Origin of the sequence: Pararhizobium sp. IMCC21322, from assembly GCF_030758295.1 — a bacterium.
Classification (GTDB): domain Bacteria; phylum Pseudomonadota; class Alphaproteobacteria; order Rhizobiales.
This window is the reverse complement of the sequence record NZ_CP132335.1, coordinates 1055578-1077699: the sequence shown is the minus strand read 5'-3', so window position 1 is coordinate 1077699 and position 22122 is coordinate 1055578. Positions and strand designations below refer to the sequence as shown.

Below are 22122 nucleotides of genomic sequence, written 5' to 3'. Positions count from 1 at the left end.
TTAAATTGGTGAAGCGGAAAAGTCCGTGAACAGCGCGTTCAACCGTTCCGTATCAGCTTGCGTCCAGTTTTTTGGCTGAGTGACTTCGATCCACCCTTTAATGTAGTCAAGCGCGTCATAGGTATGACCATATCCCGAAGGTGTCGAGGTTGCCATTGGCACATCAAACCCGACCTGCAGAAATGTCACCAGCGGATACCAGTTGAAATATTCCGACAGATCAGCACCGCGGTCTTCTCCCAGCCAGTCCGGGCGTTGCAGCGCAAGGTCGGTTGAGAAAAACACCATTGGATCGCTGGCATACTGCAAATACAACAGGCGCATCGGGCCCCAGCTTGCACCAGCCGGTGTGGCGATTTTGTCCTGATTCATGAAGCGGACCAGACTGCCATCTCTGAACTCGGGCAGTTGCGCCGGGCTGTTCTCGTTTCTGCCAGCAACAAGTTGGGGCCAGATTGTGCTGGCAAAAGGCGGGCCGCTCCACAACGCACCATCAATCGGGTCTGAAAACAAAGTCATTAAATCAGCAGCAGCCTCCGATCCCAGTGCCCCAAGGCTGAGGCCGAAGAGGTAGAGTTTTGGTCGGTTGTCTTCAGGAAGAGCGGTCCAATAGGTAAAAACCTCATTGAAAAGTGCACGCGCCGCGAGGCGCGATCTATCGGGCTCGACCATGATGGACAGCCAACTGGGGACATAGGTGTATTGAGTTGATACAATGGCCAAATCGCCACCATGCAGATAAGCGATTGGCCGGATCGCAGCCGGATCAAGCCAACCGGTGCCGGTTGGTGTGGCGACAATCAGCACGGAACGATCAAAACCGCCCATTTTAATTAGATCCTGCAAGGCAATTGCCGCGCGTTCTTCAGAATTGTCCCCTGAACTGTAGCCCGCATAAACACGGATGGGTTCCCATGCCTCACGGCCTGTAAATGCGGCAATTTCGGCCTGACCCGGTCCGTCAACCAGAAAGTCTTTGCCGTTGGTCCCAATGTCCTCCCAATCGACAAGTGAATTGGGACCGCCTGAGGCAAAACCATGTGTGGGTGCCTCGACACCGTCGCTGACAACACCGTCCAGGGTGGCAAACAGTGTGTCCGCGGCCAGCAAGGCGCGCTGGACAACAAAACTGTTCACCAGCGAGAAAACAAGTAACACGGCAATGATTGATCCAAGGCCAATGGCTGTGCGGCGCGGCACCAGGCGCATCAGCAACGCAATGGCCAATTTCACCAGACGCAGAATTCCGCGCACGATCAGGATCAACAACAAAGCTACAGCCAGCGCAATGCCGGCCACCATCCAGACATAGGCGCTTTCGACGTCGGGCATTTCCATTTTTTGACGGACTGAATTCTGCCAAACAACGCTTCGACTAAAGGTAAAAACTGTCAGCAAGCCCAAAGCGATTGTCGAAATCCAGATTGAAATTCGCTTAAACGGGCCGGAAATTTCCTTGAATTCCAACAGCCACCAACCGAAGTAAACGCCTTTGCCAACCCCATATCCCACAGCAAGAGCAACGCCACTCAGAACGCCCTGAACCGCCGGTACACGCGGCAGCAGTGACGGAGTTAAAGAGCCACACAGAAACAACAATCCGAATAATGTGCCCAGAACCGAAAAAGACTGCAGGAGTTTTTTGCCCATTTCTTGTCTCCCTTAGCTGCAACACACTTCTATTTCAAAGCCGATATGACCGTTGCTGACACATATGCCAGCAATTTGCATTACCGCAACGGCGATCTTAACCGACAATCCCCATGTTCTGACCCATTGTTCAAAAGCCTGATGCTTGCCGGTGAACGTGCAATAGTATAGGCCGCTCCCATGTAATCTAAGCGGAAAAACCAAGCTGTTATGACATATCTTGTGACCGGCGTTGCCGGCTTTATCGGCTTTCACGTAGCGCGGCAATTGCTGCAGCGGGGTGAGCGGGTTATTGGCTTTGACAACCTCAATGATTATTACGCGGTTGCGCTCAAGAAGGCGCGCCTTGAGGCGCTGAAGCCACACCATAATTCATTTCAGTTTGTTGATTGCGATATTGCCGACGCGGCAGCAATCCGCTCAGCGGTCGCTGGCGAAAACATCACAAAAATTGTGCACCTGGCAGCCCAGGCTGGCGTGCGATATTCGATTGATCACCCGGAACCTTATGCGGCGACCAATCTGACCGGGCATTTGAATATGCTTGAGCTGGCACGTCATACCGACACGCTGGAGCGCATGGTCTATGCCTCTTCCAGTTCCGTTTATGGCGGCAACACGAAACTGCCTTTTTCGGAAGATGACCCGGTTGAAAAGCCAGTGTCTCTTTATGCAGCCACCAAACGGGCTGACGAATTGATGAGCATTTCCTACAGCCATCTTTATGAATTGCCGCTGGTGGGGCTCAGGTTCTTTACAGTTTATGGCCCATGGGGTCGGCCCGATATGGCGCTTTGGAAATTTGCCAAGGCGATTATGGAAAACCGCCCGATCCCGGTTTTCAACCACGGCAAAATGCAGCGGGACTTTACCTATATTGACGACATTGTTGCGGGCGTTCTGGCGACCGCCGACGATGTGCCAAAAGTGTCTTCAGATGCAGGCCACCGGCTCTACAATATTGGCAATAATCAGCCGGAAGAGCTGATGCATCTGATCGAATGTCTTGAGCGTGAGCTTGGCCAGCAGGCGGTCAAGGATATGCTGCCCATGCAGCCGGGTGATGTGCACGCAACATATGCGGATATTACGCGCATATCGGATGATTACGGCTTCGCCCCCACAACCAGTCTGGATTTGGGTATTGCTAAATTCGTGCGCTGGTTCAAAGACACCAACGCTGTGCGATATTAGGGTCTGGACTGAAGCGTTACTCTGCCGCGTAGAATCGTCGTCCGTTCAAATCCACCCCGAAGAGTTGAGGTGTCCGGGCAAAAGCAGCCAATCCCAGCAGCGCAGGCTTTTCGTGAATGATAACGGCCGTTGCCATGGTGTTCATCAATGCTTCATGAGGCGCTTTGGCGATAAAGGCTGCGCGAAATTCGGACTTTGCCAGAAATCCGGCAATCTTTTGCGAAATGCCACCGGCCAGATAGACACCGCCTTTTGCCATGAAGGCGATGGCGAGATTTCCGGCAACGCGCCCCAATAGACGACAAAAAAAGTTCAGCGATTCCTCGGCAATTTCATCTGATCCGGCAAGAGCTGCTGATGTGATGGCGCTGGGATCGCTCAATTCAGCAGGCTTATCGCGCCAACTGGCGACACCATTATAAAGCCGCACAAGGCCGCGACCGCATAAAAGGGCTTCACCGGAAATGCGCCCATGTTCCTTTTCAAAATGAGGCCACAGATTAAATTCCTCATCGGTGACCGGCCCCAGATCAATGTGGCCACCTTCACCGGGAACAGGCACCCATAGGGCGCCGGTATGCACCATGCCGGCAGCGCCCAGCCCGGTACCCGGCCCGACCACGACCTTGGTTCCGGCCTCTGCCATTTCAACATCACCAATAAGCTGGAGATCACTGTCCTTCAGGGACGGAAGTGCCAATGACTGCGCTTCAAAATCATTGACCAGAACAACTTCATCCAGTCGCAATGCCTGCATCAGTGCATTGGGACGAATAACCCAGTCGCAATTGGTCAGAGGCACCTCTTCACCATCAATCGGGCCAGCAATGGCAAGAACAGCAGACCGCGGCGTAATGGCAGTGCGGGACAGCACCATTGCATCGGCGGCGTCTTCAAGCCCTTCGAAATCTGCCGTTTTAGCCGTGTCGAATTCTTTCAATTCAGCATGGGCGTCTGTCAGAACACCGAAACGGGCATTGGTTCCACCAATATCTGCAACCAGCACCGGATAGGGAAGGTTTTCGTGACTTTGAACGGACTGGGTCATGTTTCTGGAACGCTTCCGATTTCAATTACAAATGAACACACCACAAAACAAAAAGCAGCGGAACCGTCAACTACAAGGCGCTCTGGCGGGCAAGGTGATTTTGAGGGATGCCCATCATTGGCAAGGCAACGACCGGAATGCGGCCCCACGCTATTGTGTTACTTTCGGTTCGCGCTCCCGCCGATCAATTGGCAGGGGATCAGACAGGCGTGCCGGGTCGACGATCATCAATTCCGCCGTTGCTTCATTGAGAGCTGTAGCAATATCGTAAACGACAGCGAGGCGCATCAATGCCTTTACATCCACGTCATGGGGCATTGGTGTCAGTGGATCGATGAAGAAAATCAGCCCGTTGATGGTTCCCTCAGCAATCATCGCGCCAATTTGCTGATCACCGCCCAGTGGGCCACTGCGCATAAGAGTGATCGACAAATTCGGACAGGCAGTCTTCAGTCGCCCGCCTGTTGTGCCTGTGGCGACAATATCGAAATTCTGCAACGCTGCGCGATGGCGCATGGCAAATTCCACCAACGCTGTTTTCTTCTCATCATGGGCTATCAGGGCCAACCTCGCCCTGCCCGATTTTTTTGGAGCCGCAGTTTCCATCGTTCTTCCCCACATCTCCATTACCTGTCTTTTACAACGTCCCGACAGGTGGCCGCAGCAGACCGCCAACAGCCAGTTTGTTTTCCCCAAATGACCATGGCTTCTTAAAAAAAGCGATGCAAATTTTTGAAAGCCGTGCAAAGCTGATCGCGTTTTTAGTGGAGAAACCAAGCGCTGGCAGCCCCTTGAGATGTATCAAATAGTGCATCCTTTGGACCGACAGCCAAAACAAGAGCGGTATAATTATGAAACTTAAACTTTTTGCGGCCGTTGCTGCCGCCGCCATGATGGCGTCGTCTGCCTTCGCGGCAGAGTTCAAACCTGCTGTCATCTTCGACATGGGCGGCAAGTTCGATAAATCGTTCAACGAAGCTGCCTTTCAAGGAGCTGAAAAATTCAAAGAAGACACTGGCGTTGAATATGGCGAGTTTGAAATTACAAACGCCTCACAACGCGAACAGGCGCTTCGCAACTTCGCCCGTCGCGGATATAACCCGATCGTCGTCATGGGATTTGCCCAGGCCGAAGCAATGGACAAAGTGTCTGCAGAATTTCCGGACCTGAATTTCGCTATCATCGATATGGTCGTTGACAAGCCGAATGTTCGTTCTGTCGTTTTCAACGAGCATGAAGGATCTTATCTGGTCGGTTTGCTGGCTGGCATGAAATCTGAAACAGGCACTGTGGGTTTTGTTGGTGGAATGGATATTCCACTCATCCGTAAATTCGCCTGCGGTTATGTTCAGGGCGTAAAGGCTGCCAATGCCGAAGCAAATGTCATTCAGAACATGACTGGCGAAACACCATCAGCCTGGAATGACCCGGTGAAGGGTGGCGAAATCACCAAAGCGCAGATCGATGCTGGCGCAGACGTGGTTTATGCAGCTGCTGGCGGCACCGGTGTTGGTGTGCTGCAGCAAGCGGCTGACGAAGGTAAATTCTCGATCGGCGTGGACAGCAACCAGAATTACCTGCACCCGGGCAGCGTTCTGACATCCATGGTGAAACGTGTTGATGTGGCTGTTTACAACGCGTTTCGTGACGCACAGGCAGGCAAGTTTGAAACCGGATTCAATGCTCTGGGTCTGGAAGCAGACGGTGTTGGCTGGTCTTTGGACGAGAACAATGCCGATCTTGTAACAGACGAGATGAAAGCAGCCGTTGAAAAAGCCAAAGCTGCCATCATCGCCGGCGATATTGCCGTACATGATTACATGTCCAGCGACTCCTGCCCTGTCATGTAAACACATATCATTACCCCCCGCGCCCAGCGCGGGGGTTTTGTTCATCTGCAAATGATTGAGGCTTCATGTCTGAGACCCAAAGCAGCGCTGCAACCGCCTCACAACACACATCACCGCGTGCAATCGAACTGATCGGTATCAATAAACGTTTCGGTCCCGTTCATGCCAACAAGGACATCAACCTGTCAGTCGGGCAAGGGTCCATTCACGGCATAATTGGTGAGAATGGTGCTGGCAAATCCACTTTAATGTCGATTATCTACGGGTTTTATCAGGCCGATTCCGGCGAGATACGGATCAAGGGTCAACCCATTACCATCAAAGACAGTCAGGCAGCGATTTCTGCCGGCATAGGCATGGTGCATCAGCATTTCATGCTGGTGGAAAATTTTTCAGTTCTGGAAAACATCGTCCTGGGTGCCGAAGGCGGTGCTGTGCTTGCCGGTGCTCTTGCCAAAGCGCGCAAGGATCTGAAGCATCTGGAGGAAGAGTATCAGCTTGATGTTGATCCGAATGCCATGATTGAAGACCTGCCCGTTGGCCTGCAGCAGCGGGTTGAAATTCTGAAAGCGCTTTATCGCGGCGCTGACATTCTTATTCTTGACGAGCCCACTGGCGTGCTGACCCCGGCAGAGGCTGATCACCTGTTTCGCATTCTTGAGCAATTGAAGGCTCAGGGCAAAACCATCATTCTGATTACCCACAAATTGCGCGAAATCATGGCGATTACCGATATGGTGTCTGTTATGCGCCGCGGCGAAATGGTGGCCACCGTCACAACCGCAGAGACAAGCCTGGCAGAACTTGCCGAGTTGATGGTTGGTCGCAGTGTGCTGTTGAATGTTGAAAAGACACCTGCAACACCGGGTGAATTGTTGCTTGAAGTTGAGGATCTGACGGTTCGCGATGAGCGCGGTGTGATTATGGTGGACCATGTGTCGCTGAATGTGCGTGCAGGCGAAATTGTTGGCATTGCCGGGGTTGCAGGTAATGGGCAATCTGAATTGCTGGAAGCCATATCGGGCATTTACCCGGCCTTGAGCGGACGGGTTTTGCTGAAAGGTGCGCCAATCGATGTCACAGGCGATGCTGATCCGGCACTGTTGCGCGAAAAAGGCATGGCGCATGTGCCCGAAGACCGGCACCATATGGGCCTGGTGCTGCCATTTGAGGAAAACGAAAACGCCATATTGGGCTATCAGGTGCGCGAACCTTTTGTGAAAGGCCCGTTCCTGGATATTGGTGCCATGCGCAAGGATGCCGCAGACAAGATCGAAAAATACGATATTCGTCCACCCAATCCGAGATTGAAGACTGGTAATTTTTCCGGTGGCAATCAGCAGAAAATCGTTCTGGCCCGTGAAATGGAGCAGAACCCCGATGTGCTGATCATTGGCCAACCGACACGTGGTGTGGATATTGGCGCCATTGAATTCATTCACAGACGTATTGTCGAAATGCGAGATGCGGGAAAAGCAATCCTGCTGGTCTCTGTGGAACTCGATGAAATTCGATCCCTGGCTGACCGTGTTCTGGTGATGTTTGCAGGCCGTGTTGTCGGCGAGTGCTCACCTGACACACCGGAAGGTGAAATCGGCATGCTGATGGCTGGCATTGAACGGGCGGAGGCCGCAGAATGAAAAACGAATTACCGCGCTGGGTGGATATGGGGCTGATCCCCCTGCTCAATGTCACCGCCGCTTTTCTTGTGTCCGGACTGGTTGTGTTGTTCATCGGAGAAAATCCGGTACTGGCCATACAGGAAATGATTTTTGGCGCACTTGGCTACGGCGAAGGCTTTGGTTTTACGCTCTACTACACCACCAATTTCATCTTTACAGGCCTTGCTGTGGCCGTGGCTTTTCATGCAGGCCTCTTCAACATTGGCGGAGAAGGTCAGGCCTATATTGCGGGCCTGGGGGTCGCGTTGGTCTGCCTGTCTCTGGGCGAGGTTTTTCCCTGGTGGCTGACATTTCCGGTTGCGATTATGGGCGCGGGCTTGTTTGGGGCAGCCTGGGCGCTGATACCGGCCTGGCTTCAGGCAAAACGCGGCAGCCACATTGTCATTACCACCATCATGTTCAATTTCATTGCCGCATCGCTGATGGTTTATCTGCTGGTGAATGTGCTGAAGGTTCCGGGCTCCATGGAGCCAGCGACCGCACGGTTTGCTGCAGGCGGCACCCTGCCCTATCTGCGGGATATCATTCCGGCCTTCGGTTTTTCACCGGCTAATATTTCCATCTTCTGGGCGCTGGCCTGCTGCGTGTTTGTGTATATTCTGATCTGGCGCACACGGCTGGGCTACGAGATGCGCACATTCGGCTTCAGCCAGTCAGCCGCAGTTTACGCCGGCATTTCCCCCACTAAAATCATTGTGGTGACCATGATGATTTCCGGGGCTCTGGCGGGCATGATGGCGCTTAATGAGGTGATGGGGCAGGCCCAGAAACTTCAGGATAATTTCGTTGCGGGCTATGGTTTTGTTGGCATTGCGGTTGCTTTGATGGGCCGGTCACATCCGGTGGGCATTGTATTGGCAGCATTGCTGTTCGGCATTCTCTATCAGGGTGGCGCTGAACTGGCCTTCGCCATGCCAGCCATTTCACGGGATATGATCGTGGTCATTCAGGGACTGGTAATCCTGTTTGCAGGCGCACTGGAGCATATGTTCCGGCCCAGTCTGATAAGACTGTTTACACGGCGCGAACCAGCGCTTGTACCGGCTGAATAGGGGGCTGTAATGGAAGACTTTCTCATCAAGCTGCCTTTGTTGCTGGACTCCATGATCCGGCTCAGCGTGCCCTTGTTATTTGCCGCTCTTGCCGGGCTTTTCTCGGAACGATCCGGTATTTTTGACATCAGTCTGGAAGGCAAAATGCTGGGCGCAGCTTTTGGCGCGGCGGCTGCAGCCGCTGTCATGGATTCCGCACTGGCGGGATTGCTGGCCGGTATACTGGTCTCTGTTGCCCTGGCGCTGGTGCATGGCTTTGCCTCCATCAGCCAGCGCGGCAATCAGATTGTCTCCGGTGTGGCGATCAATTTCGTGGCGCTTGGCCTTACAGTTTTATTGGGGCAAGCCTGGTTTTCGCAAGGCGGGCGTACCCCGCAACTCAGCCCCGATGGCCGATTTGGCGAATTGACGCTGCCCTTTGCCAACCAACTTGCAGATGTGCCGTTCCTTGGTCCGCTGTATGAAGGCATCATCTCCGGCCACAATATTCTGGTCTATGTTGCGTTTCTGATGGTTCCCTTATCGTGGTGGGTGTTGTTCCGCACCCGATTTGGCCTGCGCTTGCGGGCCGTTGGCGAAAATCCGGCGGCAGTGGATACCGCTGGCGTATCGGTGATTTGGCTGCGCTATCGTGCGGTGATTGTCTGTGGCGTGTTGTGCGGATTTGCCGGTGCTTATCTGTCCATTGCACAGGCCTCGGGCTTTACGAAAGACATGACAGCAGGCCGTGGCTTTATTGCACTGGCCGCACTGATTTTCGCCAAATGGAAACCTGTGCCGGTTATGATGGCGTGCCTGTTGTTTGGCCTGTTGCAGGCGATTCCGATCCAGTATCCACAAATTTCGCTTCCAGGCATTGGTATTGTCCCAGGTCAAGTCATGCAGGCTTTGCCTTATGTACTGACTGTCGTGTTGCTGGCTGGATTTATCGGCAAAGCAATACCGCCGAAAGCCGGAGGCGTGCCTTACGTCAAGGAGCGATGAACCATGTCCCAGGATTTGTTTGAAGCCGCGCTGGCAGCTCGCGCCATGGCCTATGCGCCTGCCTCAAAATTCTTGGTAGGCGCGGCTATTCGTGGAAAAAACGGCAAGATCTACGCCGGCTGCAACATTGAAAATGCCTCTTATCCCGAAGGCTGGTGCGCAGAAACATCTGCCATTTCCCATATGATCATGGATGGAGAGCAAAGCCTTACAGAAGTTTGCGTCATCGGTACCGGCGATGCGTTTTGCACGCCTTGCGGAGGATGCCGCCAAAGACTGAACGAGTTTGGTTCCAGGCAGGTGCCGGTACACGTTGCCACAGACAGCGGCATTGTCGACACATTATTGCTGGGTGATCTGTTACCCAACGCTTTCAAATTGGACCGGGTATGAGTGGTACATTCGATCTTGCCAGCACTGAGGCTGAAGACGCGTTAAGGCTGGTGCGCCAGACAACCGGGCGCCGTTTTTCTACCGGGCTTGTTCTGGGTTCAGGCCTTGGCGCTCTGGCCGATATGGTGGAAAACAGGATCGAAATTCCGTTCACCGATCTGCCCGGATTTCCAGCCTCTGGCGTTTCGGGCCATGCAGGCACTCTGATCGCCGGCGATCTGTCGGGCTTGCCGGTGGTGCTTTATTCCGGTCGGTCGCATTTTTACGAACAGGAAGATGCCTCGGTCATGCGCCGCCCGATTGCTTTGATGAAAGCTCTGGGTTGTGAAACTCTGGTGCTGACCAATTCGGCGGGATCGCTGCATCCGGAAATGGGTCCCGGTTCGGCAATGCTCATCACCGACCACATTAATTTCTCCGGGTCCAACCCGTTGTTTCGAGAACCAACGGACCGGCGTTTTGTGGGCCTGACGGAAGCCTATGACAAAAACCTGCGTGACCTGTTTGACGAAATCGCCAAACGCGAGGCCATTACGTTGCATCACGGGGTCTATATGTGGTTTTCCGGGCCTTCATTCGAGACGCCTGCGGAAATCAACATGGCCCGCATTGTCGGCGCTGATGCGGTTGGTATGTCCACCGTACCAGAAGCCATTCTGGCCCGTTTTTTCGATATGCGTGTGGTGGCGGTGTCTGCTATCACCAATCTTGCTGCCGGCATGACCGGTCAGGAACTGTCCCATGACGAAACCAAAGAGAACGCACCCAAAGCGGCAGACAAGCTGAAAAAGCTGATTGCCGGTGTGTTGGAGGAACTTGCGAAAACATGAGCGATACCGATTTGCTAAAAGGCCTGATTGGCTGTCTTGATCTGACAAATCTAAATGATGATTGCGATTCAGCCGCCATTGCCGCGCTGTGCGCCAAGGCACAAACGCCGCATGGCAATGTTGCAGCTGTCTGCATCTACCCCCGTTTTGTGGCAGAAGCCAAAGACCATCTCAGCGGCACCGGCATCAAGGTCGTAACCGTGGTGAACTTCCCCGATGGCGGTGAAGACACTGTGGCCGTGGAGGCTGCCACCCGGCAGGCGCTCGCCGATGGTGCTGACGAGATTGACCTCGTCATGGCCTATAAGGCGCTGGCGGAAGGCCGGCCCGGATTTGCAGAAACTCAGATTGTACGCATCAAACGCATTTGCGGCGATACGCTGCTGAAAGTCATTCTGGAAACAGGTGAGTTGCAGGACGCGGAGACCATTCGCAAAGCTGCCGATGTAGCTTTGGCTGCCGGGGCCGATTTTCTGAAAACCTCAACCGGCAAAGTTGCCACCAACGCCACTTTGGATGCAGCTGAAATTCTCCTGACAGCGATTGCTGAAACGGACAAAACTATTGGCTTCAAACCCGCTGGCGGAATTAAGACATCATCCGATGCTATTGCTTATTTTGACGTGGCGAAACGCATCAGGGGTGACGCTGCTCCAAACCCGGCTCTGTTCCGCCTTGGTGCCAGCAGCGTTCTGGATGCGATGATCGCTTCTATTGAGGGACGCGAGGAAACAAAAGGCGCAGGCTATTGAGCTATCTTCCACAGGAACTCATCCGCAAAAAGCGCGACGGAAAAGCGCTCGAACCGGACGAAATCAAATTTCTGGTCAGGGGGCTGGCCGACAAAAGTGTGAAGGCTGAGCAGATTTCCGCCTTTGCCATGGCCGTGTTCTTTAATGATATGAGCATGGCTGAGCGCGTTGCGCTGACCGAGGCCATGCGCGACAGCGGCGATGTGCTGGACTGGTCGGATTTGCCAGGTCCCGCACTCGACAAGCATTCTTCCGGCGGCGTCGGCGATAATGTTTCGCTGATGCTGGCACCGTTGATTGCCGCTTGTGGTGGCTTCGTTCCGATGATTTCCGGCCGGGGCCTTGGCCATACCGGTGGCACATTGGACAAGTTTGATGCCATTCCCGGTTATCAGACCAGCCCGGACAATGCCCTGTTCCACAAAACCGTATTGGAGGTTGGCTGCGCCATTATCGGCCAGACGCAAAACCTCGCGCCGGCAGACAAGACGATTTATGGCATTCGCGATGTGACAGGGACCGTGGAATCGGAAGCCCTGATTACCGCTTCCATCCTGTCAAAGAAGCTGGCTGCGGGCCTGTCTGCCCTTGTGCTGGATGTGAAATGCGGCAACGGGGCCTTCATGGCCAGCGAAGAAGAAGCCCTTGGTCTGGCAAACTCGCTTGGCTCTGTGGCCAATGGTGCAGGCATGCCGACACTTGCGCTGGTCACTGATATGAACCAGCCCCTGGCAAATGCCGCTGGCAATGCGGTTGAAGTTCAAAATGCGGTTGATTTCCTGACCCGTGCACGCGCAATGCCCCGAATGGAAGAGGTGGTGCTGTCTTTATGCGCAGACATGCTGGTTCTTGGTAATCTGTATAGCGGCCTTGATGCTGCCCGCACGGCGCTGCAGACAGTTTGGGAAAGCGGAAAGGCTGCGGAGCAGTTTGACCGCATGGTTGCCGCTCTGGGTGGCCCAACTGACTTTATTGACAATGCCAGTAGGCATCTGCCGGTCGCGCCGGTGATTATGGATGTGTTTGCGGCGCATGAAGGGATCATCAATGAAATTCAGACCCGTAATGTGGGCCTGGCTGTCATCGGACTTGGCGGAGGACGGACCACGCCGGAAGATGAACTGGATTACTCGGTCGGCTTCTCTGATCTGGCGAGCATAGGTGATACCGCCGACAATGAGACACCGATTGGCCGTGTCCATGCCGCGACACAGGACAGAGCAGATGCAGCGGCGGCGGAATTGCAGGCCTGTTATGCAACAGGTGAGAGCGCAACCCGAAAACCTGTGATCCTGCACCGGCTTGCACCCGATGATTTTGCCAAAACCACGGAGCCTTCCTGATGGCACGCGCATTTTTATTGATCATGGACAGTTTTGGTATTGGCGGTGCGCCGGATGCAGCGATCTTTGGCGATGAAGGGTCCAACACGCTTGGGCATATTGCGCAAGAATGTGCCTCAGGCGGCGGTGATCGCGCCGGACTGCGCAAAGGCCCATTGTCGCTGCCAAATCTGGACAGGCTGGGATTGGGTGCAGCAGCAGAGCTTTCTGACGGTGCGCGACCTGCCGGGCTGGATTATTCTGGCGCGTCAGAAAACGCCTGGGGCGTCGGCCGCGAGATTTCGAATGGCAAGGACACACCCTCCGGCCATTGGGAAATCGCCGGATTGCCGGTGCCATTTGACTGGGGCTATTTTCCCGAAACAGAACCCTGCTTTCCAGATGAGCTGATTGCTCAAATTGTTGAAAAAGCCGGCCTGCCCGGGATATTGGGCAACAAGCACGCGTCCGGAACCGTCATCATTGAAGAATTGGGCGAAGAACACATCGCCAGCGGAAAACCGATTTTCTACACATCGGCGGATTCGGTGATGCAGATTGCAGCCCATGAAACCCATTTCGGTCTGGAGCGGCTTTACGAAATTTGTGAAATTGCGCGTGAGCTGACTTTCGACATGATGATTGGCCGGGTCATTGCAAGGCCATTTATCGGCGAGAGTGCAAAAGACTTCAAACGCACCGGCAACCGACACGACTACGCAATTGAGCCAACACAGGATACGGTTCTGGATCGGCTGAAGGCGGCAGGGCGACAAATCATTGCTGTTGGCAAGATATCAGACATTTTTGCCGCCAAGGGCATTACCAAATCCATCAAGGCCAGCGGCAATCCCGCGCTTTTCGATGCCATGATGGAAGCCGAGACACTGGCCGGTGATGGTGATCTGGTGTTTGTGAATTTTGTCGATTTCGACATGTTGTTCGGACACCGCCGTGATGTGCCAGGTTATGCCGAGGCATTGGAGGCCTTTGACGCCATGCTGCCGCGCTTTATCAACCAGATGAAGGATGGTGATCTGGCTATCATCACTGCCGATCATGGCTGCGACCCGACATGGATTGGCACCGACCACACACGGGAACAGGTCCCGATACTGGCCTTCGGACCGGGCATTGGCGCAAAGGAAATTGGTCTGCGGCCAAGCTTTTCCGATATCGGGGAAACCATTGCGGCGCACCTTGGTATTGGGCCGGGTAAACATGGATCGAATTTTCTGTAGACTCCCAAAGACAGCAAGTTCAGATAATGGTTTTGCAAGACCAACAGAATTGCAAATCACCCCTTGCCCTTCCTACGACACCCCGTTATAAGCTGCGGCTTCATTGGACTGGCCGGCAGGGCATGCCGAGTCCGTTCAAAAATGCTCAAGCCCACATATTGATTGGCCAAATTGCGTTTCGCGCAACAGACCAGTCCGGGCTTACAAGACAAATTAAGGAGAGCAAAATGCCCAAGATGAAGACCAAATCGGGTGCGAAAAAGCGCTTCAAGGTCACTTCGAGTGGAAAGATCAAGGTTGCGCAGGCCGGCAAACGCCATGGCATGATTAAACGCAGCAAGAAATTCATCCGTCAGGCGCGGGGCACCACGGTGCTGTGTCCTCAGGATGCACGTATCGTGAAGAAGTTCCTTCCATACGCTTAATTGATCTTTACCGGAGAATACGAAAATGGCCCGAGTTAAACGGGGCGTCACGTCCCACGCCCGACACAAAAAAGTTATCAAAGCTGCAAAAGGCTATTATGGCCGCCGCAAAAATACCATCCGCGTTGCCAAACAGGCCGTGGAGAAGGCAGGCCAATACGCCTATCGTGACCGTAAAACCAGAAAGCGTAATTTCCGCGCTTTGTGGATCCAGCGGATCAATGCTGCCGTACGTGAACATGGCATGACCTATGGTCGATTTATCGATGGCCTCAACAAGGCCGAGATTGCTGTGGATCGCAAAGTACTTTCAGACATTGCCATTCATGAGCCTGCTACTTTCAAAGTTCTGGTCGATAAAGCGCAATCCGCGCTCGCCTGAACCAAAGTAGCTGCTTTCGGCCCGGTTGGGGTCAGATTATGAACCCACGTTGGCGGCGCCAGCGTGGGTTTTGTCATATTGATGCGCCATTGTCTGAATTGAAATTTTAACTACTGGAATCTCCAATGAGTGATCTGGACACATTAAAACAATCCGTACTGTCAGATATTGCGGCAGCGACTGATGAAGCAAATCTTGAGGCGGTGCGCGTTGCCAGCCTTGGCAAAAAAGGCTCCATCTCCGACGCCATGAAATCGCTCGGCAAAATGGATGTCGAAGAGCGCAAGATCATGGGCCCGGCGCTGAATGCGCTGAAAAATGAAGCGGCGAACGCGATTGCTGCCCGCAAAGCTATTCTGGAAAATGAAGCTCTGGAACAGCGCCTTGCGACCGAACGCATCGATGTGACACTGCCTGTGGCCGCTGGCCCGGCTGAGCGTGGTCGCATCCACCCTGTGTCCCAGGTTGTGGATGAAATTACCGCCATCTTCGCTGATATGGGTTTTGCCATTGCTGAAGGGCCGGACATTGAAACCGACTACTACAATTTCACCGCACTGAATTTTCCGGAAGGCCATCCGGCACGGGAAATGCACGACACCTTCTTCTTCAATCCGAAGGAAGATGGCGAGCGGCTGTTGCTGCGCACACATACATCGCCGGTGCAGATACACACAATGAAGGCGGAAGAGCCGCCCATTCGTGTGGTCATTCCCGGACGCACCTATCGTTGCGACAGTGATCAGACCCATACGCCGATGTTCCACCAGATCGAAGGTCTGGTTGTGGACAAGAGCTCAACCGTTGGCACCATGAAGTGGGTCCTTGCTGAATTCTGCAAGGCGTTCTTTGAAGTGCCCGAAGTTGACATGCGCTTCCGCCCCAGCTTCTTCCCCTTCACCGAGCCCTCACTGGAAGTGGATATTCGCTGCGACCGCTCTGGCGACAATGTGAAAATCGGACAGGGCGATGACTGGCTGGAAATTCTGGGCTGCGGCATGCTGCATCCCAATGTCCTGAAATCCGGTGGGCTGGACCCCGACGAATATCAGGGCTTTGCCTGGGGCATGGGGATCGACCGCATTGCCATGCTGAAATATGGCATGCCCGATCTGCGCGCCTTCTTCGATGCGGATGCCCGCTGGATTGAACATTACGGCTTCCGCCCGCTTGACCTGCCGACATTGTTCGGCGGGCTGAGCCGCGTATAGGGAGACAGGAACATGAAATTCACACTCTCCTGGTTGAAAGACCATCTTGATACCACTGCTTCGCTCGATGAGATCGTCGAGGCACTGACCATGGTTGGACTGGAAGTGGAAGAGGTCGATGACCGCTCCAAATTCAAGCCCTTCACCATTGCAAAAGTCCTGACTGCCGAACAGCATCCGGACGCAGATAAATTGCGCGTGCTGTCTGTAGACACAGGGTCGGGAACGCCGGTGCAAGTTGTCTGTGGGGCCCCCAATGCCCGCGCTGGGCTGATCGGTGCCTTTGCCGGTCCTGGCACCTATGTGCCCGGCATTGACGTCACCCTTGGCACCTCCAGCATTCGCGGCGTGGAAAGCTTCGGCATGATGTGCTCTGAGCGAGAGCTGGAAGTGTCTGAAGAGCATGATGGCATTATCGACCTGTCCGAAGATGTGCTGGACAATGCGCCTGTGGGCTCGTCTTTTGCCGCCTATGCGGGGCTTGACGATCCGATGATCGAGATTGCCGTCACACCCAATCGCCCGGATTGTCTGGGCGTCTATGGTGTGGCACGCGATCTGGCGGCTGCGGGTCTTGGCACTTTGAAGGATGGCAGCATTGCCGCAGTCGAGGGAGAAGGCGATTGCCCGGTCTCGGTCACGCTGGATTTCGGTGATACGGAATCCCTGTGCCCGGCCTTCGGCCTGCGTCTTATCAACGGCATTGAAAATGGCTCCTCGCCTGTTTGGCTGCAGCAGCGGTTGAAAGCCATTGGCTTGCGGCCCATCAATGCGCTTGTCGACATTACCAACTACATCACATTTGATCGTGGTCGCCCGCTTCATGTGTTTGATGCTGACAAGGTATCGGGCAATCTGGTGGTGCGGCGCGGCAAGGCTGGTGAGAAGATGGTCGCGCTGGATGGCAAGACCTATCAGGTCAATTCGGATATCTGTGTGATTGCCGATGACAATGGTCTGGAATCACTGGCCGGTGTCATGGGCGGTGAAGACAGTGGCTGTTCGGAAATCACCACCAATGTGCTGATCGAGTCTGCGCTTTGGGAACCACTGAACATTGCCCGCACGGGTCGCGATCTTGGCGTTCACTCCGATGCGCGCTTCCGCTTTGAGCGGGGCGTAGACCCGGCGATGATGCTGCCCGGTCTAGAATTGGCAACGCATATGGTGCTGAAGCTGTGTGGCGGTGCTGCCAGCAAGGTCAGTGTCTCTGGTACTTTACCAGAGCCGCAAAAGCTGGTGGATTTCCCCTATTCCGACATCAAGCGCCTGACCGGACTGGATGTGCCGCAGGATCGTACCAACAGCATTCTGGAAAGCCTTGGCTTTCCCGTCTCCGGCAGTGGTGATGTCGTTCAGGTTTCCGTGCCAAGCTGGCGTCCGGATGTGGATGGCAAGGCGGATATCGTTGAAGAAGTCATGCGCATTGTGGGCGTCAATGAAATTGCCCATCGTCCGATTGAACGGGGCGACCATGTGCAGGGCCCTATTCTGACCGTGCGTCAGACACGGGAACGGCGCGCACGGCGTGCACTGGCCTCACGCGGCATGATGGAAGCGGTTACGTGGTCATTCCTGCCCAAAGATCAGGCGGAAGCGTTTGGTGGCGGTCAGCCCGAACTGGCGCTGGCCAATCCGATTTCAAATGATCTGTCGGATATGCGGCCCAGCCTGTTGCCAAACCTTTTAAGCGCTCTGCAGCGCAATGGTGATCGCGGCATCAATGATCTTGCCCTGTTTGAGGTCGGCCAGATCTTCACGGGAGACCAGCCGGATGACCAGAAAACCGGTGCAACCGGTGTGCGTCGTGGCGCGGTTCAGATTACCCATGAAGGGCGAGACTGGCGCGGGGCTGCGAGCAATGTGGATGCATTTGACGCCAAGGCAGATGCCTTTGGGGTCCTGGCAGAACTGGGTGTTCCGGTTGCCAATCTGCAGGTCGTGGCAGACGCGCCGTCCTGGTACCACCCGGGCCGTTCCGGACGCATTCAACTGGGACCCAAGCAGATTTTCGGAACTTTTGGTGAAATACACCCGGCCATCCTGAAGCAATTTGATGTGGATGGACCTGTGGTTGGTTTTGAGATCATCCTTGAAAACCTGCCGAAACCCCGGAACAAGACCTCACGGACCAGGCCTGCGCTTGATCTTCCGGAATTGTTGCCGGTATCGCGGGACTTTGCATTTGTGATCGCCTCGGATGTGAGTGCTGACAAAGTGCTGAAAGCTGCGAAATCTGCAGACAAGAAGCTGATCCAGAGTGTCTCGATTTTCGACGTCTATGAAGGCGACCGTATGGAAGTTGGTCAAAAATCGGTAGCGATTGAGGTGACCCTGCAACCGCGTGACAAGACGCTGACAGACGAGGATATTTCTGCTGTCAGTTCTGCCATTGTCGCATCAGTGGAAAAGGCAACCGGCGGGCAATTGCGCGGATAATTTTTTGCCGCACGCGCTTGCTTGCGCCGGTTGATAAGCTGAAAGCTGTGGATTCTCGGAACAAGTCCGAGAATGACGGGTGGGGTTTAATTTAGCTGGCTTAGTGCCACGCCAAACCTCACCTTTACTACCGTCGTCCTCGGACTTGTTCCGAGGACCCACATGCAAATGTTACCGCTTCAGGATCAACCGCTTGACCCATACCGCCAAAGCCGGGTTCCCTCTGTCCGCAGCCATTGCTGATGGGTTTTGTATTGCGGGCAGAGCGCAGCCACATGAGCCCAGAATTGGGCGCCGTGGTTCATTTCCCGCAAATGCGCCACTTCATGAGCGACGAGATAATCCAGCACCTCTGGTGGTGCCAGAATCAAGCGCCAGGAAAAGCTGAGGGTCTTGTTGGATGAGCATGATCCCCACCGGCTCTTGCCATCACGCAGCCTTATGGCGCTGGCCTGTACCCCAAGCGCCTGGCTGTGATGCGCGACCAGACGACGATAATCCTTCAGCGCCTCACTTTTGAGATAGTCCTGTACACGGCGGCCAAAATGCTCTGGCGCACCTGCTACGTGCAACTCGGTAAAAGGGTCCGCGACGACCACCTTAACCAGGCCGCGGCTCGCCCCTGTGGCCACAAGCCGGTGCTCGACGCCGCGCAGCGGCAGCAGGATATCAGGGGCAAAGGGAAGCGGTTCTTCGAGTTTGTCCAGCCGCTCGACAATCCAGTCCGCCTGCTCGCGGGCAAAGCGCTCCGCCTGCTTGCGACTGCCCCCTTTGGGGACAGTCACAATGGCTTTTCTGTTCTTCGCATCAAGCTTTAGAATATAGCGCCGTGCCCGTGGATTGGGACGCAATTCAACCGCAATGGTCTGGTCCCCGTGGCGCAGCGAAATCTCGACCGGCTCCGATTTTTTCTGTTTGCGTGCAAACAGCATTTTCAGCCGACGGTTTCGTCTTTCGCGGCAGCACCGCTCAGGGCTTTTGCCTGCTCAACCCATTTATCACGCGCAACCCGGCCTTTAAATGCCAGCTTGTCGTCCAGTTCATCGATTGCCCTCTGACTGAGGCGTGCAATCTGGGCGAAATGGAAGATACCGGTCTGGTTCAATGTATTTTCCAGCTTCGGCCCCACACCTGAAATCTTCTTCAGATCATCAGCTGCCCCTTGCGGCTTTGAAAGCAGCAAGCTCGCCAAATCATTTTTGGGTTTGGCTGCAACTTTCTTCGGTGCCGCCTTGCGGGTTTTGGCGGCAACAGGCGCATTCTTAACTGCTGCGACCGGTTCTCTGGCCGGCGCGGGTGCGGTTTTAGCCACCGCAGGCGGCTTTTTGGCTGTTGCGGTTGGTTTTGCCGCTGCTGTCACCTTTGGTGCCGCTGGCGCTGCTTTAACCTTTGGTGCGGGCGGCGCAGCGTTCACTGAGGACAGGCGTTCGCTATGGGTGGCTGTAAAATCACGAATGCGCGGCGCTATTTCCGAACGGAATCGGGAGCCATTGAAAACACCAAAATGACCGACTTTCGGTTGCATGTAATGCGCACGCATATCTTCGGGCAGATTGGTGCACAGCGTGTGTGCCGCTTCTGTCTGACCCACACCGGAAATGTCGTCGTTTTCGCCTTCGACTGTCATCAGGGCGATACGATGAATGGCTGACGGATCTACCAGGTGACCACGATAGGTTAACTCGCCTTTTGGCAGGGAATGCTTGATGAAGACAGCATCAACCGTCTGAAGATAGAATTCCGAGGTCAGGTCCATGACCGCCATATATTCATCGTAAAACTCGGTGTGCTTATCTGCAGAATCCCCATCACCATCCACAAGGTGGTTGAAGAACTCCTTATGAGCATCGAGATGCCGGTCCATATTCATGGACATGAAACCGGTCAATTGCAGGAAACCGGGATAGACTGTGCGCATGAATCCGGGATGCGGAAATGGCACTGTCATCACCACATTCTGCTCAAACCAGGATAAATCCTTCTCTTCCGCCATCTTGTTAACAGCGGTCGGGTTGATTCTGGTGTCGATTGGCCCGCCCATCAAAACCAATGAAGCTGGCAAGGCGGGGTGATCGGCTTCATCCATAAGAGCGGCCGCTGCAAGAACGGGCACAGATGGCTGACAAACAGCCATGACATGTGCGCCTTTCCCCAGAACGCCAAAGATCTGAATGAGATAATCGATATAATCATCCAGATCGAAACTGCCCTCTGCCATGGGAACTGCGCGCGCATCGATCCAGTCGGTGACATAGACATCATAATGGGGCAGCATGGTCTCAACTGTGCCGCGCAACAAGGTTGCATAGTGGCCGGACATGGGCGCTACGATCAGCAGTTTCGGTTCTGGTGCTGCTGTTTTGCGGCGGGTTGGGTTGGCGCGCTCAAAGCGCACCAGATTGCAAAATGGCCGGGACCATACGGTTTTTTCGACAACCGGAACTTCAATACCGTCAATCTCGGTTGTTTCAAGACCGAACACGGGCTTTCCATATCGCCTGGTGGAGCGCTCAAACAGCTCACAGGCAGCGGATACATTCTTGCCAACTGCGCTGTGGGACAATGGATTGAGAGGATTGTCGTAATAAAGCTTTGTTGCATCAGCGACCGCACGCAAAGGTGCGAAGGCAGCGTGACTCATTTCATACCAGTGATAGAAGGGCACGTGTGACAGCCTTTGTGTTCGGGGGGATCAATACTCATACTGCACTGCAATATGGGCCTGATTCCCGAATCGGGCAAGACTTTTGCGCACAAAACCAGACCAAAGTCGCAACACAAGCGTTGTTATCCGGCATTTTAATCCGACATGGTGCCGGAATGCCGCAGATTCGCTGTGTTCTAGGACTTCATGGCTTTCAGCTCTTCTAGTCTGGGCATAGACAGAATGTTGTATCCGCTATCTGCAAAGTGGATTTCACCGGTGACACCACGCGATAAATCCGAGAGCAGATAGAGCGCACTGCCACCGACATCTTCAATGGTTACATTGCGCTGCAGCGGGCAGTTCTTTTCCTGAAAATCATACATCAGACGCGCATCCGCAATACCGGCCCCCGCCAATGTGCGCACAGGTCCGGCAGAAATTGCGTTAACGCGCACGCCCTGCGATCCAAAATCTCCGGCCAGATACCGTACAGAAGCTTCCAGAGCAGCCTTGGCAACGCCCATGACATTGTAGTTCGGCATGACGCGGCTTGCCCCGCCATAGGTGAGCGTCAGAAGCGCACCGCCATCCGGCATGATATCAGCTGCGCGTTTGGCAATTTCGGTAAAGGAGAAGCAGGAAACCACCATGGTTTTGGAAAAATTGCCCCGGCTGGTATCGGCGTATTTGCCCTTCAGCTCATTCTTGTCGGAAAAGGCAATGGCGTGGACCAGAAAATCAATGCTGCCCCATTTTTCCTTCAATGTGTCAAACACACTGTCCACACTGTCCAGATCTTCCACATCACACGGGATCAGCATGTCTGACCCGACGCTTTCCACCAGTGGTTTGACCCGACGCCCGAAAGCCTCCCCCTGATAGGTAAAGGCGAGCTCTGCTCCCTCAGCATGCAAAGCCTTTGCAATTCCCCAGGCAATCGAATGATCGTTGGCGACACCCATTATAAGGCCACGCTTACCACGCATCAGGCCAGCGGCCGACCGCGGCATTTCCGTTGTT

The 22122-nt window shown here is 54.3% G+C and carries 20 protein-coding genes; 14 read left to right on the top strand and 6 right to left on the bottom strand.

Features of this window, described 5'->3' with window-relative positions; genetic code table 11:
• Positions 1-1650, bottom strand: a complete 1650-nt coding sequence (locus RAL91_RS05340; protein ID WP_306260354.1) for an alpha/beta-hydrolase family protein — start codon at positions 1648-1650, stop codon at positions 1-3.
• Positions 1651-1860: 210 nt separating this feature from the next.
• Here RAL91_RS05340 and RAL91_RS05335 point away from each other — a divergent pair, with 210 nt between their 5' ends.
• Positions 1861-2844 carry an SDR family NAD(P)-dependent oxidoreductase gene (locus RAL91_RS05335; protein ID WP_306260353.1) on the top strand — a complete coding sequence of 328 codons (984 nt, stop codon included), beginning with the start codon at positions 1861-1863 and terminating at the stop codon, positions 2842-2844.
• Between the two features lie 16 nt (positions 2845-2860).
• On the opposite strand, the gene glk is transcribed toward RAL91_RS05335, so the two are convergent.
• On the bottom strand, positions 2861-3892 hold the full coding sequence (gene glk, locus RAL91_RS05330) for a glucokinase (RefSeq protein WP_306260352.1): 1032 nt from the start codon (positions 3890-3892) through the stop codon (positions 2861-2863).
• 150 nt (positions 3893-4042) lie between these two features.
• Positions 4043-4498 (bottom strand): methylglyoxal synthase, encoded by a 456-nt coding sequence (locus RAL91_RS05325; protein ID WP_306260351.1) that lies wholly within the window; start codon positions 4496-4498, stop codon positions 4043-4045.
• Between the two features lie 245 nt (positions 4499-4743).
• Between RAL91_RS05325 and RAL91_RS05320 the strand changes: the two genes are divergently transcribed.
• From RAL91_RS05320 to pheT, 13 genes are all read left to right on the top strand, one after another.
• Positions 4744-5742 carry a BMP family protein gene (locus RAL91_RS05320; RefSeq protein ID WP_306260350.1) on the top strand — a complete coding sequence of 333 codons (999 nt, stop codon included), beginning with the start codon at positions 4744-4746 and terminating at the stop codon, positions 5740-5742.
• 65 nt (positions 5743-5807) lie between these two features.
• Entirely contained in the window at positions 5808-7382 is a 1575-nt protein-coding gene (locus RAL91_RS05315) for an ABC transporter ATP-binding protein (RefSeq protein ID WP_306260349.1), read from the top strand.
• Positions 7379-8476, top strand: coding sequence for an ABC transporter permease (locus RAL91_RS05310; RefSeq protein WP_306260348.1), 1098 nt, complete (start codon positions 7379-7381; stop codon positions 8474-8476). The genes RAL91_RS05315 and RAL91_RS05310 overlap by 4 nt, the downstream gene beginning before the upstream one ends.
• A gap of 9 nt (positions 8477-8485) precedes the next feature.
• A complete protein-coding gene (locus tag RAL91_RS05305; RefSeq protein WP_306260347.1) occupies positions 8486-9460 on the top strand; it encodes an ABC transporter permease in 975 nt (324 codons plus the stop codon).
• Between the two features lie 3 nt (positions 9461-9463).
• Positions 9464-9853: a cytidine deaminase gene (locus RAL91_RS05300; protein WP_306260346.1), complete on the top strand. Its 390-nt coding sequence runs from the start codon at positions 9464-9466 to the stop codon at positions 9851-9853.
• Complete coding sequence (locus tag RAL91_RS05295; RefSeq protein WP_306260345.1) at positions 9850-10683, top strand: purine-nucleoside phosphorylase; 834 nt, start codon at positions 9850-9852, stop codon at positions 10681-10683. Before RAL91_RS05300 ends, RAL91_RS05295 begins: the two co-directional genes overlap by 4 nt.
• Positions 10680-11435, top strand: a complete 756-nt coding sequence (deoC, locus tag RAL91_RS05290) for a deoxyribose-phosphate aldolase (protein ID WP_306260344.1) — start codon at positions 10680-10682, stop codon at positions 11433-11435. Before RAL91_RS05295 ends, deoC begins: the two co-directional genes overlap by 4 nt.
• Positions 11432-12778, top strand: coding sequence for a thymidine phosphorylase (deoA, locus tag RAL91_RS05285; RefSeq protein WP_306260343.1), 1347 nt, complete (start codon positions 11432-11434; stop codon positions 12776-12778). Before deoC ends, deoA begins: the two co-directional genes overlap by 4 nt.
• Positions 12778-13998 (top strand): phosphopentomutase, encoded by a 1221-nt coding sequence (locus RAL91_RS05280; protein WP_306260342.1) that lies wholly within the window; start codon positions 12778-12780, stop codon positions 13996-13998. Before deoA ends, RAL91_RS05280 begins: the two co-directional genes overlap by 1 nt.
• A gap of 227 nt (positions 13999-14225) precedes the next feature.
• On the top strand, positions 14226-14423 hold the full coding sequence (gene rpmI / locus RAL91_RS05275; RefSeq protein ID WP_306260341.1) for a 50S ribosomal protein L35: 198 nt from the start codon (positions 14226-14228) through the stop codon (positions 14421-14423).
• A gap of 25 nt (positions 14424-14448) precedes the next feature.
• Positions 14449-14805: a 50S ribosomal protein L20 gene (gene rplT / locus RAL91_RS05270; RefSeq protein ID WP_306260340.1), complete on the top strand. Its 357-nt coding sequence runs from the start codon at positions 14449-14451 to the stop codon at positions 14803-14805.
• Between the two features lie 125 nt (positions 14806-14930).
• Positions 14931-16016, top strand: coding sequence for a phenylalanine--tRNA ligase subunit alpha (gene pheS, locus RAL91_RS05265; protein ID WP_306260339.1), 1086 nt, complete (start codon positions 14931-14933; stop codon positions 16014-16016).
• A 12-nt stretch (positions 16017-16028) separates the two neighbouring features.
• Entirely contained in the window at positions 16029-18455 is a 2427-nt protein-coding gene (pheT, locus tag RAL91_RS05260; RefSeq protein ID WP_306260338.1) for a phenylalanine--tRNA ligase subunit beta, read from the top strand.
• A gap of 185 nt (positions 18456-18640) precedes the next feature.
• Here the strand turns inward: pheT and RAL91_RS05255 are convergent, their stop codons facing one another.
• The 3 genes from RAL91_RS05255 to fabI form a co-directional block, all read right to left on the bottom strand.
• Positions 18641-19387: a M48 family metallopeptidase gene (locus RAL91_RS05255; RefSeq protein ID WP_306260337.1), complete on the bottom strand. Its 747-nt coding sequence runs from the start codon at positions 19385-19387 to the stop codon at positions 18641-18643.
• Positions 19388-19389: 2 nt separating this feature from the next.
• Positions 19390-21120 (bottom strand): polyhydroxyalkanoate depolymerase, encoded by a 1731-nt coding sequence (gene phaZ, locus RAL91_RS05250; RefSeq protein WP_306260336.1) that lies wholly within the window; start codon positions 21118-21120, stop codon positions 19390-19392.
• A gap of 176 nt (positions 21121-21296) precedes the next feature.
• Positions 21297-22112, bottom strand: coding sequence for an enoyl-ACP reductase FabI (gene fabI, locus RAL91_RS05245; protein WP_306262791.1), 816 nt, complete (start codon positions 22110-22112; stop codon positions 21297-21299).
• Positions 22113-22122 lie beyond the last annotated feature (10 nt).